Origin of the sequence: Archangium violaceum (assembly GCF_016859125.1) — a bacterium.
Lineage (GTDB): Bacteria > Myxococcota > Myxococcia > Myxococcales > Myxococcaceae > Archangium > Archangium violaceum_A.
This window is the reverse complement of the sequence record NZ_CP069338.1, coordinates 11,569,410-11,583,790: the sequence shown is the minus strand read 5'-3', so window position 1 is coordinate 11,583,790 and position 14,381 is coordinate 11,569,410. Positions and strand designations below refer to the sequence as shown.

At 68.9% G+C, this 14,381-nt stretch carries 13 protein-coding genes and 1 tRNA gene; 8 read left to right on the top strand and 6 right to left on the bottom strand.

The window, feature by feature from the left end; all coding sequences use genetic code 11:
• Position 1: 1 nt before the first annotated feature.
• Positions 2 to 1,456, bottom strand: a complete 1,455-nt coding sequence (locus JQX13_RS48855; RefSeq protein WP_203406235.1) for a 3'-5' exoribonuclease YhaM family protein — start codon at positions 1,454 to 1,456, stop codon at positions 2 to 4.
• A gap of 53 nt (positions 1,457 to 1,509) precedes the next feature.
• Between JQX13_RS48855 and JQX13_RS48850 the strand changes: the two genes are divergently transcribed.
• On the top strand, positions 1,510 to 2,121 hold the full coding sequence (locus tag JQX13_RS48850) for an START domain-containing protein (protein ID WP_203406234.1): 612 nt from the start codon (positions 1,510 to 1,512) through the stop codon (positions 2,119 to 2,121).
• Between the two features lie 6 nt (positions 2,122 to 2,127).
• Here the strand turns inward: JQX13_RS48850 and JQX13_RS48845 are convergent, their stop codons facing one another.
• From JQX13_RS48845 to JQX13_RS48835, 3 genes are all read right to left on the bottom strand, one after another.
• Positions 2,128 to 3,267: a class I SAM-dependent rRNA methyltransferase gene (locus tag JQX13_RS48845; protein WP_203406233.1), complete on the bottom strand. Its 1,140-nt coding sequence runs from the start codon at positions 3,265 to 3,267 to the stop codon at positions 2,128 to 2,130.
• A 146-nt stretch (positions 3,268 to 3,413) separates the two neighbouring features.
• Positions 3,414 to 3,785: a hypothetical protein gene (locus tag JQX13_RS48840; protein WP_203406232.1), complete on the bottom strand. Its 372-nt coding sequence runs from the start codon at positions 3,783 to 3,785 to the stop codon at positions 3,414 to 3,416.
• A gap of 16 nt (positions 3,786 to 3,801) precedes the next feature.
• A complete protein-coding gene (locus tag JQX13_RS48835) occupies positions 3,802 to 5,397 on the bottom strand; it encodes an NAD(P)/FAD-dependent oxidoreductase (protein WP_203406231.1) in 1,596 nt (531 codons plus the stop codon).
• A gap of 313 nt (positions 5,398 to 5,710) precedes the next feature.
• On the opposite strand from JQX13_RS48835, the gene JQX13_RS48830 reads away from it, so the two are divergent.
• Positions 5,711 to 5,911, top strand: a complete 201-nt coding sequence (locus JQX13_RS48830; RefSeq protein ID WP_203406230.1) for a hypothetical protein — start codon at positions 5,711 to 5,713, stop codon at positions 5,909 to 5,911.
• 133 nt (positions 5,912 to 6,044) lie between these two features.
• On the opposite strand, the gene JQX13_RS48825 is transcribed toward JQX13_RS48830, so the two are convergent.
• Complete coding sequence (locus JQX13_RS48825) at positions 6,045 to 6,728, bottom strand: diacylglycerol kinase family protein (RefSeq protein ID WP_203406229.1); 684 nt, start codon at positions 6,726 to 6,728, stop codon at positions 6,045 to 6,047.
• A gap of 120 nt (positions 6,729 to 6,848) precedes the next feature.
• On the opposite strand from JQX13_RS48825, the gene JQX13_RS48820 reads away from it, so the two are divergent.
• The 6 genes from JQX13_RS48820 to JQX13_RS48795 all read left to right on the top strand — a co-directional run bounded on the left by JQX13_RS48820 (position 6,849) and on the right by JQX13_RS48795 (position 13,545).
• Positions 6,849 to 9,617, top strand: coding sequence for an N-acetylmuramoyl-L-alanine amidase (locus tag JQX13_RS48820; protein WP_203406228.1), 2,769 nt, complete (start codon positions 6,849 to 6,851; stop codon positions 9,615 to 9,617).
• 109 nt (positions 9,618 to 9,726) lie between these two features.
• Complete coding sequence (gene gap, locus JQX13_RS48815; RefSeq protein ID WP_203406227.1) at positions 9,727 to 10,737, top strand: type I glyceraldehyde-3-phosphate dehydrogenase; 1,011 nt, start codon at positions 9,727 to 9,729, stop codon at positions 10,735 to 10,737.
• A 30-nt stretch (positions 10,738 to 10,767) separates the two neighbouring features.
• A complete protein-coding gene (locus tag JQX13_RS48810; RefSeq protein ID WP_203406226.1) occupies positions 10,768 to 11,958 on the top strand; it encodes a phosphoglycerate kinase in 1,191 nt (396 codons plus the stop codon).
• A 37-nt stretch (positions 11,959 to 11,995) separates the two neighbouring features.
• Entirely contained in the window at positions 11,996 to 12,769 is a 774-nt protein-coding gene (tpiA, locus tag JQX13_RS48805; RefSeq protein ID WP_203406225.1) for a triose-phosphate isomerase, read from the top strand.
• Positions 12,770 to 12,850: 81 nt separating this feature from the next.
• Positions 12,851 to 13,327, top strand: coding sequence for a preprotein translocase subunit SecG (secG, locus tag JQX13_RS48800; RefSeq protein WP_203406224.1), 477 nt, complete (start codon positions 12,851 to 12,853; stop codon positions 13,325 to 13,327).
• A 136-nt stretch (positions 13,328 to 13,463) separates the two neighbouring features.
• Positions 13,464 to 13,545 (top strand) — tRNA-Leu (locus JQX13_RS48795).
• A 53-nt stretch (positions 13,546 to 13,598) separates the two neighbouring features.
• Here the strand turns inward: JQX13_RS48795 and JQX13_RS48790 are convergent.
• A complete protein-coding gene (locus JQX13_RS48790) occupies positions 13,599 to 14,381 on the bottom strand; it encodes a tyrosine-type recombinase/integrase (protein ID WP_343211052.1) in 783 nt (260 codons plus the stop codon).

Genomic DNA, 14,381 nt, shown 5'->3' with positions numbered 1-14,381 from the left:
ATCAGCCTTCCGAGTCAGAGCCCCCCTCGGGCTTGTTGGCGGGCTCCGTCTTCGCCGTCAGCACGCTGAAGGGTTTGAACGTCAGCTCCTTGGGGACGCTCACCGGCTCGCGCGGCGGCTTGGGCTCGCGAGGCTCCCGGGCCTCGCGAGGCTCCCGAGGCTCGCGAGGCGGCCTGGGCTCGCGCTGCTTCTCCTGCCGCTCGGCCTTCTCGGGCCGCTGCGACGGCGCTGCCTCGCCCGCGGTCTTCTCCGGCCGCTCCTTGGGCTTCTTCTCCTTGAACTTCTTGCGGCCGCCTCCCTCCACGGGCGCCCGGCCCCGCGCCGTGGGCACAGGGCCCTTCCAGAGCGAGCGCTCGTAGAGCCGCAGGTTCTCCGTCCACTTGTCGTTGGGGTCGCGCTGCATGGCCTCCACCCACGAGGCGATGCGCGAGTCCAGCGAGTCCAGCGCGTGGACGATATGGGCCTCGATCGTCACCGGCAGCTTGGGCGAGCCGTACTCCAGACGCCCGTGGTGCGAGAGGACGATGTGGGTGAGGTGCTGCTCGAGCAGGGGCGGGAAGTTGGGCAGGGAGAGCGTCTTCTCGCGGATCTTCTGCGCCGTCATGACGAGGTGGCCCACCAGCTTGCCCTCGTCGGTGTACTCGAAGCCCTTCTCCGGGGAGATCTCCGCGACCTTCATCACGTCATGGAGGAAGGCGCCGGCGAGCAGCAGGTCACGGTCCGCCATGGGGTAGTGGTCCGCCACGCGCAGGGTGAGCCGCATCACGGAGAGCAGGTGGTCGGCCAGTCCGCCGCGGTAGGCATGGTGCACGCCCTTGGCGGCCGGCGCTTGCGGGAGGCCCGCGGCGATCTGCGGATCATCCAGGAAGGCCAGCAGCAGCGCCTTCACGTGGGGATCGTTCACGCGCTCGGTGATGATTTCACGGATCTGCCCCACGGCGCGGGCGCCTCCGTGGCCCTCGCCACCCGTCCTGGGCGCGGCCTGCTCCTCGTTCCGGCGCTCCTCACGGGGCTCGCGGGCGGGAGCGGCGGCCTTGGGCGCGGGGGCCTGCTCGGCGGGGGCGGGGGCGGGCGCCGCCGGGGGCTCGAACTCCTTGGGATCCAACGGCTCGGGGTCCAGCCGCTCGAGGGACTCGATGACCACCTGCACCTTGCCGTGGAAGGCGATGACATTGCCACGGACGAGGACGTAGTCACCGGTGGCGAAGGCGGGCTCGAGGGCCTCGACCTTGTCGAAGACGCGGGCGTCGATCTCTCCGCTCTTGTCGACGAGCACCACGGAGAGGAACACCTTGCCGCTGCGCGCGGTGACGCGGTCCTTCTTCGTGACGCGGAAGACGGTGTTGACGGAGTCCTTCTCGCGCAGGTCCTTCGCGTACACCTTGCGCACCGTCTCCACGGAGGCATCAGTGGGGGAGGAAGTGGGGGCGTTGTCGGCCTGATTGTCGGTCGTCATCTCGGGGGCGGACACTAGCACCACCCAGGCGGTTCGGCGGTTAGGATGTATTCATGTCCTTCTTCTCCGCCCTTCCCCTGCTCGTCCTGTTGGCTGGCGCCGATGAACCGGCCTGGCGTCAGGTGGCCCGCGATGACGGGATCATCGTGATGGCCCGGACCCCCGAGGGAGGCTCCGTGTCCGAGGTGAAGGCCACCGCCCTCGTGGACGCGCCTCCTCGGGACGTGTGGCGGGTCATTCGTGACTACAACCACTACACGAAGACCATGCCCTATACCGAGGAGAGCCGCGTGCTGTCCTCGGAGCAGGACGGAAAGGTCATCGTCTTCCATTGCGTGGTGAACGCCCCGCTGGTGGACAAACGCGACTTCATCATCCGCATCGTCGACGAGTCGGACTGGAAGGACGGGAAGGGCTTCCTGAAGTCCTCCTGGACCGCGGCCACGGAGGGGGTGCCGCCCGAGCGCAAGGGCGTGGTGCGTGTGAAACTCAACACGGGCTACTGGCTGCTGGAGCCGCGCGAGGACGGGAAGAAGACCTTCGCCACCTACTATCTCTACACGGACCCGGGGGGCTCGGTGCCCAAGTGGATCGCCGACCGGGCGAACAAGACGTCCGTGCCGGACGTCCTCCGGGCCGTGCGCAAACACGCGACGAAGAAGTAGGGCGGGTCAGCTCGTCTCCAGGACGATACCCGACAGGTAGTCGGTGCCAGGGAAACCCACGAGGGTGGGGTGGTCCGGCGGCAGGCCCAGCCGGGCGAAGCGGAAGCCCATGCGTCCCTCCTGCTCGCAGGCCTCGGCCACCAGCTCGTCGAAGCCGCCCGTGGGCAGGGGCGGGTGGTAGCCGACGATGAGCAGGGTGCCGCCGTGGCGGGTGACGCGCAGGCCCAGGCGCACCTGCTCGATGAAGGACTCGCGAGAGGTGGCCTCGGGGGTGTCCAACAACACCAGGTCGAAGGTGTCGTGCAGGCCGCGCAGTACGGTGAGCGCATCGCCGCGTTCCACCCGCAGGCGCCCCAACAACCCGTTGGCTTCTCCGTTCTCCCGGGCCAGGTCCGCCGTGTCCGCGTCGCTGTCGAAGGCGAGGATGGAGCGGGCACCATGGCGCCCGGCGTGGACGAAGAGTCCGCCCACATGGCAGCTCGGATCCAACACACGCGCGCCCTGGGCGAGCCGGGCGATGAAGCGGCGCAGCTCGCGCTGATCATAGGGATAGCCCACGCCCGGGCCGTAGGTGAGGTCCACCGTGAAGCGCGCGCCCAGCTCCAGCACGCGGCTCCAGCGCGGCGGGTTGCCGTAGAGGGCATGGGGCCGCTGCACGGGCAGGCCGAGCTGCCGGCGCCGGGTGGTGTCGTTGCGCAACAGGACGGACTCCGCCCCGCTCACCTCCACGAGGGCGCGGGTGATCTCCTGCAGCCGGGCGTCCATGGCGCGCGTGAGCGTCTGGACGACGAGGTGCGTGTCATAGCGGTCCACGATGAGGCCGGGGAGGGCGTCGCCGTCGTCGTTGATGGAGCGGCAGAAGCGCGGGTCATCCACCATGCGCGCGCGGCGCTCGAAGGCGTGGCGCACGTGACGGGCGATGAGGCCCTCGGCCGATTCCTCCGGCAGCCCCAACCGGCGCACCGCGTAGGAGGACTCGAGGTCCACGTCCGCCAGCCCGAGCACCTGTCCGTCCTCGTCCCGGAGCTGCACCGCCTCCCCTACGGGCGGGGTGCCTTCCATCGAGACGATGTCCTCCCGACGCACCCAGGGCGCGCCATGCTTGAGCCGTCGCGCCGCCTCGCGGGAAAGGTAGGTATTGAGCAAGGCCGTCCTCCCCTCTGCACGGGCCGGGTCCCCGGGCCGCGCCATGTGGTCCACAACGGAGGGAACATGGGGCGGACGGAGGGGCGGTGCGGGGAGGTTGGGAGTGCCCCCCTGGAGAGCAGGGGAGCGGGAGAGGGGATGGGCTCTCAGTCCTTCGTGGGGCCCGGCCGCTTGAAGGCCTTGGCCGTCACCCGGGTGAGCAGCGCGCTCACGCCCAGCGCCAGGACGATGCCCAACCCGCGCCGGGCCCAGGAGTCGCTCAGGATGAGCATCAGCGCCCAGATGCCCATCACCACCGAGGCGGCGACGCTGAGCAGCTGGGTGCCCCCCAAGAGCCCCTTCGTCGCGGGGCGGGCTCGGGCGAGCGCCGGGATGCTCGACGCCTTGCGCCAGGTGGAGTGTCCGTCCTCGAGCACTTCGTCGTTCGGGTCCACCAGGCCCTGGCTGTACGCCGCCTCCACGTCCAACAGGCTGGGGTAGTGCAGCTCTCCATCCGGTGTGCGTACGCGGTAGCCCATGGCGCCCTCCCGTGGCTCAGGCCAGCTCGGTCGCAATCTGCTCCGCCACGCGCAATCCATCAATGGCCGAGGAGACGATACCGCCCGCGTAGCCACAACCCTCGCCGGCGGGGTAGAGCCCGCGCATCGACACGGACTGCATGTCCTCGCCGCGGGTGATGCGCACCGGCGAGCTGGTGCGGCTCTCGATGCCGATGAGCTTGCCCTCATCGCTGATGAAGCCGCGCATCTTCCGGTCGAACGCCTTGAGCGCCTGCTTCAGCGACTGCGTGAGCCCCGGCGGGAAGAGCTTGTTGAGATCCGTGTGGGCCAACCCCGGCCGGTAGCTCGTCCCGCCCGGATCCTTCTTCACGCGCCCGGCCAGGTAGTCGGGGATCGTCTGCGCGGGAGCGAAGAACTTCCCCCCACCCAGCTCGTACGCCTTGGACTCCCAGTGGCGCTGGAACTCCAGGCCCGCGAGCGGACCCCGGAAGCCCTCGCGCTCGAAGTCCTGCACGGACACCGTGACGACGATGCCCGCGTTGGCGTACTTCGCGTTGCGGCGCGAGTTGCTCATGCCGTTGGTGCACTGCAGCCCGTCCTGCGTGGGCGTGGGCACCACGATGCCTCCCGGGCACATGCAGAACGAGTAGACGCCGCGCACCTCCCCATCCACGTCCAGGTTCTCCGCCAGCTTGTAGTCGGCCGGCGGCAGCTTCGGGTTCTTCGCCGCGCTGCCGTACTGGATGGAGTTGATGAGCCCCTGCGGGTGCTCGGCGCGGAAGCCGAGCGCGAAGGGCTTGGGCTCGATGACCACGCGCCCGTCGGCGGCGAAGCGCTCGTAGAGCTCGCGCGCCGAGTTGCCCGGGGCGAGCACCACGCGATCGCTCTCCAGCGTCCGTCCGTCCGCGAGCCTCACGCCCGACACCCGGCCGTCGCGGTAGAGGACCTCCTCCACCTTGTGCTCGAAGAGCACCTGGCAGCCGCCGGCGATGAGCTCCTCGCGCAGCTTCGCCACCGCGCCCGGCAACAGGTCCGAGCCGATGTGCGGCTTGCCCTCGATGAGGATGTGGTCCGGCGCGCCGCAGCGGGCGAACGTCTCGATGACCTTGCGCACCAGCGGGTGGTTGATGCGCGTGGACAGCTTGCCGTCGGTATAAGCGCCGGCCCCACCCTCCCCGAAGTTCATGTTGCTCTCCGGGTCCAACGAGCCGTCCCGCATCAGCTTCGCCACATCTTTCCGCCGCGACACGACTTCCTTGCCGCGCTCGATGAGGATGGTGCGTACGCCGCGTTCCAGCAGGCTCAGTGCGCAGAAGAGTCCCGCGGGTCCGGTGCCGATGATGAGCGGCATGCGCTCCGGCTCCTTCACGCGTTGTGGGGGCTCGGGAGGAGGCGGCGTCTCACTGACGTCCGGGGGCAGCCGCTTCGGCGCGCGCCCGGGCCCCAGTTCCACCTCCAACGTATAGATGTAGCGAGGGCTGCCTTTCTTGCGGGCATCCAACACCGCGCGCACGACCCGCACGCTCGCCAGGTCCGCCCGGGTCACTCCGAGCTTCTCGGCGGCTCTCTGCCCGAGCAGCTCCTCCGGCTCGTCCAACCACAACCCGATGTTGTTCACCCGATAAGCCATGCGCTGCTCTTCTCCTGAAGCCGGGGAAAGGGGGCGCGTATGTGCGCCGCCCGAGCCCCTGAATGCAAGCTGTTGAACACGTAGGAAACGCGTGGGTGCGAACTTGACGATACACCCCTCGGATGCCCCCCCCCTGAGCCAGGGGCGGGGTGCGAAGACCCCTTCGCATCTCCAGACAACCGCGTGAGCCCCTCGCGTCTCCCAAGTCCCCGATGTGCATGGGAAATCCGTTTGGAAGCCGACTGCTGGCACGAGGGTTGAAGAAGGAATCGCCAGTGATTACGCGGTCCCACCGCTTTCGGAGGACACGTCCTTGAGTACTGACAAGCAGGGCACTCGGATCCTTGCCCGGACCTTCTTCAACCAGCTGCGCGCGAGCGGCTACACCCCCATGCAGATCATCGGCATCGCCACGGAGCTGCTGGACCTGGTAACGGAGAACATCAAGGGCGTCGACAAGAACGTTGCCCAGCCAACGCAGGAGGCCCGGCCGGACTTCCGGCAGGAGGCCTGACCCTCTAGACTGGCGCTGTCCCTAGAGGGCAGCCGGGTTCCGGGCAGGTCCCGGGGCTCGAGCGCCCCTAGGAGGCAAGCAGAACGAACCGGCCTGGAGCCGGTTTTTTCATGTCCGCGTTCCGCCGTGGGGACTACCGGTGGCCTTCGCGTTCACGACGCCGCTGGCGGGCGGCGGCCCCGGCGACGATGAGCAGGCCGGCGTCCATGGCGGTGAAGACGGAGCTGGCGGTGCGAGGCGCGAGCGCCCCGAGCAGGACGGCGCCTCCCACGAAGGCGACGCGGTCCACCCAGACGGAGCGGGGTTGCGGCAGCATCAGCACCGTCACGCAGAGGGCCAGTGGCAGGCCGAGGGCCACCTGACGAGCGATCTGCGGACCGCTGGTGACCACCGTCTCCCAGTTGTGCACGAGGATGGCGGCGAAGATGACGACGGTGCCGGTGGCGAGCACCAGCACGCCCGCTGCGGCCGCGTCCTTGGTGAGGCGGGCCTTCTCGTCGAAGTGGCGGGTGGCGAGGTCCACCAGGTGCTCGAGCGCGCTGTTGAGGATCTCCGCGAAGAAGATGAGGAGGACGCAGAAGATGAGCGTCACCTTCTCCGCGAGCCCGAGCTCGATGCCGCTGCCCACCAGGCCCACGAGCAACGCGGAGACGATGTGGACGCGCATGTTGCGCTGGTGGACGGCGGTGTGGATGAGCCCGTTCCACGCGTGACGGAAGGACGCGAGCATCCCGGAGCCGCCATGAGATGGAGGGGCCGGAGTCGGCTTCTTCTCGGGAGGAGGCGGCGGCTGGGGTGAAAGTGCTGGAGAGCTCATCACGGACAGGTTAGCGGGAGAGCAGGCGGGCACCCACGGATTGATTGGCTTGCCCTCGCGCCGGGGCCTAACCTCCGGCCCCCCATGGCCCTTCCTGCTCACGTACGAACCACCGCCTGGATGCTGGTCTCCCTGCTCTGCCTGCCGAGCATGAGCCGAGCCCAGGAGGAGGACACCTTCTCTCATGATTGTGGCCTGGAGCCTCCGGGTGCCGTCTATGTCCCGCTGCCCGGTCCCCGGCCCCACGAGACGCGCTGGCAGCGCTCGGAGCCCGCCCTGGTGCGCCGCGAGGACCGCTCGGGCCGGGTCTCCGCGCTCTCGGGGCTGCCCCAGACGCGCATCCGCTCCGGCGCCCTGTCGGGCAAGACGCTCTACCTGAGCCCCGGGCACGGCTTCTATCGCAGCTCGCCCCTGGGCCGGTGGGCCACCCAGCGTGGCAACACGAACGGCGTCGTCGAGGACCTGGTCTCCATCGAGACGCTCAACCAGTACCTGATGCCGATGCTGATGGGCGCGGGCGCCACGGTGATTCCCGTGCGGGAGTCGGATCTCAACCCGCGCATGCTGCTCGTCGACAATGGCGGGGCGGGCTATTCGGAGGAGGGGGCCGCGGAGCTCTTCTCCTCCAGCCAGCCCGGATGGGGCACGCCGCCGGTGCCCATGGGGAACGCGGTGGAGCCCTTCAGGCTCGGGGACCAGCGGGTGATGAAGGCCTCGCCCACGGAGTCCGCGCGTGCCACCTGGGCGGGAGCGATTCCGGCCGACGGCTACTACCACGTGTACGTCTCGTACGTGGCGGACCCGGATCGCGTCACGGACGCGCACTACCTGGTGCGGCACGCGGGGGGCGAGAGCCACTTCCGGGTGAACCAGCGCCGCCACGGTGGAACGTGGGTGCTGCTGGGCCGCTTCTACTTCCGCGCGGGCCAGCACCCGGAGACGGCCTCAGTGGTGGCGATCAATGACTCGACGATGACGGGCAGCGTGTCCCTGGACGCGGTGCGCATCGGCGGCGGGAGCGGGGACATTGGCGATGCGGCCCTGGGTGCCCTTCCTCGCCCGCGCTTCGAGGAGTGCGCGCGCTACCACACCCAGTTCAGCGGCGCGCCGCCCGAGGTGTTCGCGCCCTCGGGCACCAACGCTCTCTCCAACGAGCGCAATGACGACGTCTCCGCGCGCGCGCGCTTCGCCGCCTGGCTGCACGAGGACGGAGAGGATGCCGTCTACGTCGCCTGGCACACCAACGCCTCCAGCACGGGCAACGTGCGAGGCACCGAGGCCTATGTCTACGGCCCCAATCCCGTGGACGGCACCTATAACTTCACCGGAGTGCCCGGCAGCGAGGTGCTCGCGCAGAAGCTGCTGGAGGAGCTGACGGTGGATCTCCAGCGGGAGGTGGAGCCCTCCTGGAGGGTGCGCAAGCTGCGCTCGGCCAACCTGGGCGAGGTGAACCCGAGACACAACCCGGAGATCCCCTCCGTGCTGATGGAGATCGCCTATCACGACAACGCCCAGGACGCCGCGCACCTCAAGGATCCGAACTTCCGCCGCGTCGCCGCGCGCGCTCTCCTGCATGGAGTCATCAAGTATTTCGCAGAGAAGGATGGGCTGCCGGTGCAGCTGCCTCCCGAGGCGCCCCCGGCGGTGGTGGCGCGCAACACCAGCGGTGGCGGGGTGGAGGTGAAGTGGACCGTGCCGCCGGACCCGGACGGCAGCGTGCCCGCCCAGTTCCCGGCTACCGGCTATCGGGTCTACCAGAGCGTGGATGGGCTGGCCTGGGACGAGGGCACCGAGGTGGACGCCACTTCCTTTTCCCTCAGCCTGCCGGCGGGCACGACGCGCTACTTCCGCGTGGCCGCCTTCAACGCGGGGGGCGAGTCCTTCCCCTCGGAGGTGGTGGGGGTGCGCGTTCCGGACGCGGGCCGGGTTCCGGAGGTGCTCGTGATCAACGCCTTCCGGCGCCTGGACGCGACGCTGGCGCGTGCCGAGGACCTCTCGGCGTACGACCTGGGCTCGCCCCTGCGCGCGCTCCTGGAGTCCATGAATGACGGCACGGCGCTGCGGCGTCATGGGGAGGCGGTGGCGCAGCACGCGGTGGCCTTCGACGGGGCGACCAGCGAGGCGATCGCCGCGGGCCTGCTCACGCCCGTGGGCTATCGGGTGCTGGACTGGTTCACCGGGCGGGGTGGGGTAGGGGGGAAGGGTCCGAGTGCCGCCGAGCAGCAGCTCATGCGCACCTTCGTCAACGCAGGCGGGCACCTGCTGCTCTCGGGTAGCCATGTGGCATCCGCGCTCGCCGCTGGAGGGGCGGAGGATCAGGCCTTCCTGACCGGGTTCCTCCATACCCTGCCCGGTTGCGGCACGTCCGGTCTCCTGGTGGGTGGACTTTCGGACGGGTGGCTCCCGGAGCTATCCGCCTCGCTGCTCGATGACGGTCTGCGCGGTGGCTTCCCGGTGGGGGGAGCGGACGTACTCATTCCCCTGGAGGGGGGCTCCCCCGTGCTGGGCTATGTCGGGACGGGACTGGCCGCCGGCGTGTCTTCCGCCGAGGGGGGACAGGTCCTCTTCCTGAGCGTGCCCCTGGAGGCCGTCGTCACGCCCTCGCGACGCGCCTGGCTCATGGGGGCGTTCCTCGCTCGGGCGGGGGTGCTGTCCTCTCCCCCCGCCGCTCCTGACGGAGAGGAGACCCTGCCTCCGGATGCCGAAACACCGGCCCCAGCGAGCCCGGCCCCCTGCTCCCTGAACAGCGTTCCCGAGTCCTACGAAAACGCGGATACGGGCTGCGGCTGCCGGGCAGGCGGGGGATCCATGGTCGCTACGTGGCTGTTGCTGCTGTGGACTGTTCAGCTACGGCGCACGGGTCGTCGTTCTCCCTTCACAGAGCGTTGACTCGCGTGCGCTACCTGCCTACGGTCGCCCGCCTTTCCCACGGCGGGTGGGCGTACGGCCGGCCCGTCGTGTGTCTGTGAGCTTTCTATCCGCCTAAGGAGACTGGGACATGGCCACCAAGATTGCCATCAACGGATTCGGTCGTATCGGCCGCTGCGTGCTTCGCGCGGCGCTGAGCCGTAAGGAGGATCTCGACTTCGTCGCCATCAACGACCTCGACGAGCCGGCCGCGCTGGCGCACCTCTTCAAGTACGACTCCGTGCACGGCACCTGGCCGGGCACCGTGAAGGCCACGGACAAGGGCATCGTCATCGACGGCAAGGAGATCGCCGTCACCGCCCAGAAGGACCCCACGGCGCTGCCCTGGAAGTCCCTGGGCGCGGACATCGTGCTCGAGTGCACCGGCCGCTTCACCGAGCGCGACGGCGCCGAGAAGCACCTGGGCGCGGGCGCCAAGAAGGTCATCATCTCCGCGCCGGCCAAGGGCCCGGACCTGACGATCGCCTACGGCATCAACCACGACCAGTACGATGCCAAGAAGCACCACATCCTCTCCAACGCCTCCTGCACCACCAACTGCCTGGCGCCGCTGGGCAAGGTGCTTCTCGAGAACTTCGGCATCGAGAAGGGCGTGATGACCACCATCCACAGCTACACCAACGACCAGCGCATCCTGGACCTCACGCACAAGGACCTGCGCCGCGCCCGCGCCGCCGCCCTGTCGATGATTCCCGCCTCCACCGGTGCCGCGAAGGCCATCGGTGAGGTGCTCCCGGCGCTCAAGGGCAAGATGAACGGCCAGGCGGTGCGCGTGCCCACCCCGAACGTGTCCCTGGTGGACCTGAGCGTGGTGACCAGCAAGTCCGTCACTGTGGACGCCGTCAACGCCGCCTTCAAGGCCGCCGCCGAGGGCCCGCTCAAGGGCATCCTCCAGTACAGCGAGGAGCTGACCGTCTCCGTCGACTACAACGGCAACCCGCACTCCTCCATCTTCGACTCCACCAACACCATGGTCATGGGCGACAACCTGCTCAAGGTGATGGCCTGGTACGACAACGAGTGGGGCTTCTCCAACCGCATGGTGGACACGGCGAAGTTCCTCGCGTCCAAGGGCTTCTAGTCAGTCAGCGTTCCGAGTGGGAGGACCGAGATGATCCGCTACATCGACGACATGCAGCTCACCGGTAAGCGCGTCTTCATCCGGGTGGACTTCAACGTTCCCCTGGAGGGCAAGCGCATCACCGACGACACCCGCATCCGCGAGGCGCTGCCGACCATCCGGCGTGCGCTGGATATGGGCGGGAAGGTGATTCTGGCCTCCCACCTCGGGCGCCCCAAGGGGCCGGACCCGAAGCTATCGCTCGAGCCGGCCGCCTCGCGGCTCACCGAGCTGCTCGGGGCCAAGCACGAGGTCATCCTCGCCGACGACTGCGTGGGTGACGGCGTGCGCAAGCTGGTGAAGGACCTGAAGGACGGCCAGGTGCTCATGCTCGAGAACCTGCGCTTCCACAAGGAGGAGGAGGCCAACGACGAGGCCTTCGCGCGCGAGCTCGCCTCCTTCGCCGACGTCTACATCAACGACGCCTTCGGCACCGCGCACCGCGCCCATGCCTCCACCGCGGGCATGGTCCCCTTCGTCAAGGAGAAGGGCGCCGGCCTCCTGATGCGCAAGGAGCTGGAGTACCTCGGCGGCGTGATGAAGAACCCGGCCAAGCCCTTCGTGGCCATCCTGGGCGGCGCCAAGGTGAGCGACAAGATCAAGGTGATCGAAAGCCTGCTGCCCAAGGTGGACGCGCTGCTCATCGGTGGCGCCATGGCCTACACCTTCCTCAAGGCGCAGGGCATCGAGGTGGGCAAGAGCCGCGTGGAAGAGGACAAGCTGTCGCTGGCCACGCGCATGCTGGAGGCCGCGCAGCGGCTGAAGACGGCGCTCGTGCTGCCCATCGACCACATCTGCAGCACCGAGCCCACGGACAAGGGCGAGGTGCGCGAGGTGCCGGACCGGGCCATCCCCGCCGACCTGATGGGCCTGGACATCGGCCCGAAGACGCGGGCCATGTTCTCCGAGCACATCCGCAACGCGAAGACGGTGGTGTGGAACGGCCCCATGGGCATGTTCGAGGTGGAGAAGTACGCCGCGGGCACGCGCACGGTGGCCGAGTCCATGGCCATCAACAAGGACGCCATCACGGTGGTGGGCGGTGGTGACAGCGCAGCGGCCGTGAACGAGATGGGGTTGGGCGTGAAGCTCAGCCACGTGTCCACCGGTGGCGGGGCCTCGCTGGAGTTCCTCGAGGGCCGTGAGCTGCCGGGCGTGAAGGCGCTCGAGACGAAGCAGTAGTCCACCGTACGCGAAGCACCCGGGAGGGAATCCTCATATGGCGGTACAGGCGCGACGCAAGCTCATCGCTGGCAACTGGAAGATGAACAAGACCATCCCCGAGGGGCTCGCGCTGGTGCGCGAGCTGAAGGGGCTGGTGGCCTCCATTCCGGGAGACCGGGTGGAGATCGCCGTGGCGCCGCCCTTCGTGTCACTGCACGCGGTGGCGAAGGAACTGGAGGGCTCCTCCCTGAAGCTGGCCGCCCAGAACTGCCACTGGGAGGCCAGCGGCGCGTACACCGGCGAGGTGTCCGCGCAGATGCTGAAGGACGTGGGGTGCGCCTACGTCATCGTGGGCCACTCCGAGCGCCGGCAGTACTTCGGCGAGACGGACGAGACGGTGAACAAGCGCACCCGGGCGGTGTTGGGCGCGGGGATGAAGCCCATCATCTGCGTGGGCGAGACGCTCGCCGAGCGCGAGGCCAACCGCACCCTGGAGGTGGTGGAACGGCAGGTGGCGGGGGCGCTGAAGGGCTTCTCGGCGGCCGAGGTGGCGGGCTTCGTCCTGGCCTACGAGCCGGTGTGGGCGATTGGGACCGGCCGGACGGCGACCAGCGCACAGGCCCAGGAGGTTCACCGGGCCATCCGCGAGCAGCTGGGCCGGCTGTACGACAAGGGAACGGCGGACCAGGTGCTCATCCAGTACGGCGGGAGCGTGAAGCCGGACAACGCGGCCGAGCTGCTGGGCCAGCCGGACGTGGACGGGGCGCTGGTGGGCGGAGCGAGCCTGAAGGCGGGCGACTTCGCGGCGATCGTGAAGGGCGGGGTGTGATCGCAGGAAGATTGTCACCGCCCAGGCCGTTCGGTTAGGCTGCGCGGCCTTTATCCAGGACCGGAAAGAAGAGTTTAAAGCATGTTGACCTTCGTGACGATCGTGCACGTCCTGCTGTGCGTGTTCATGATCTTCGTCATCCTGTTGCAGCCCGGGAAGGACGCGGGCATGGGCTCGGCTCTGGGTGGCGGTGCCGCGACGAGTGCCTTCGGTGGGCGCGGCGCGACGACCTTCCTGACCAAGGTGACGGGCATCTGCGCGGCGCTGTTCTTCCTGACGTCGCTGGGCCTCTCCTTCGTGGGGATGCGCACCTCTGTGGCGGCGGGCTCGCTGGCGCAGCCGGCGGCGACGCAGCCGGCTCCGGCGCCGCAGCAGGGCACGGCACAGCCGGGCGCTGGGGCTCCCCCGGCGGGCCAGATTCCTCCGGCCAATCCGCAGGAGGCGGCGCCTTCCTCGGGTGCGGCTCCCGCGCAGCAGCAGGCTCCGGGTGCGCCGAGCACCGTGGAGCAGCCGCGTCCGGCTGAGACGCCGGCTCCGGCGCCCGCTCCCGCTCAGTAGGCGGGCAGCCACCCGGCGGAATCAACCGGGTGGCGACGAAGTTAAAAATCAATGTTGCAGCAGACGCGGTTCGTGGTACTAGAGGCCGCGTCGCAGTTGCCGACGCGGCACCGGCAGTAAGGACCGCGTTGGAAAAGCCCAGGTGGTGGAACTGGTAGACACACCATCTTGAGGGGGTGGCGCCGAAAGGTGTGCGGGTTCGAATCCCGCCCTGGGCACTCCGAAAGAGCCTCCAAGTCCTTGAGACTTGGGGGCTTTTTCATTTTCCGGGCTACGCCTCCTGTCTATGTGCCGTCAATGTGCCGTTGGGGCGCACGTCGAGGGCCCGCACCGCGTCCTTCTTCACGTCCGGGCTGAGGTGTGCGTAGCGCATCGTCATCTCGATGGTGGCGTGCCCCATCAGCTCATGGATGGCCTTGAGCGGCACCCCACGCATGGCGAGGTGGCTCGCGAAGGTGTGGCGCAGCGTGTGCCACCCGATGGGCCGGATGCCCGCCCGCTCCGCGTTCCGGAGGATGGCCTCCGCGCAGGTGTGCTGGGGATTGCGGATGAAGCCGCCGTCCCGCTGGGGGAACACCCATGGCGAGTCGATGCGCCGGGGGTAGTCCCGTAGGGCCTTCAGCGCCCGCTCGTTGAGCGGCACCTCTCGCTCGCGCCCGCCCTTCGGAGTGCCGAGGTGCCCCCGGAAGACGTTGCGCTTCACCAGCAGTCGCCCGGAGGCCAGGTCCACGCAGTCCCACGAGAGCGCGGCCAGCTCGCCGATACGCAGGCCGGTGTTGAGGGCGAGGGAGATCATCGCCTTCCACCGGCCGGGCTCCGCGTGCGCCTCCAGCAGCTCGGCTTCTTCGAAGGAGAGGAAGTCGATCTCGGGCTTGGGCGCTTTGAGCCATTCCACTTTGGGCACTGCATTGAGCTCGCCGAACTCCTGGGCAAGTGCCAGGAGCTTACGCAGCACGGTCAGGAGGTTGTTGACGCTCTTCTTGGAGAGCCCCTCCTTCACCTTCTGGGCCTTGAAGGTCTCGAGCCTGGCCGTGTCGATCTGGTCCAGCTTCAA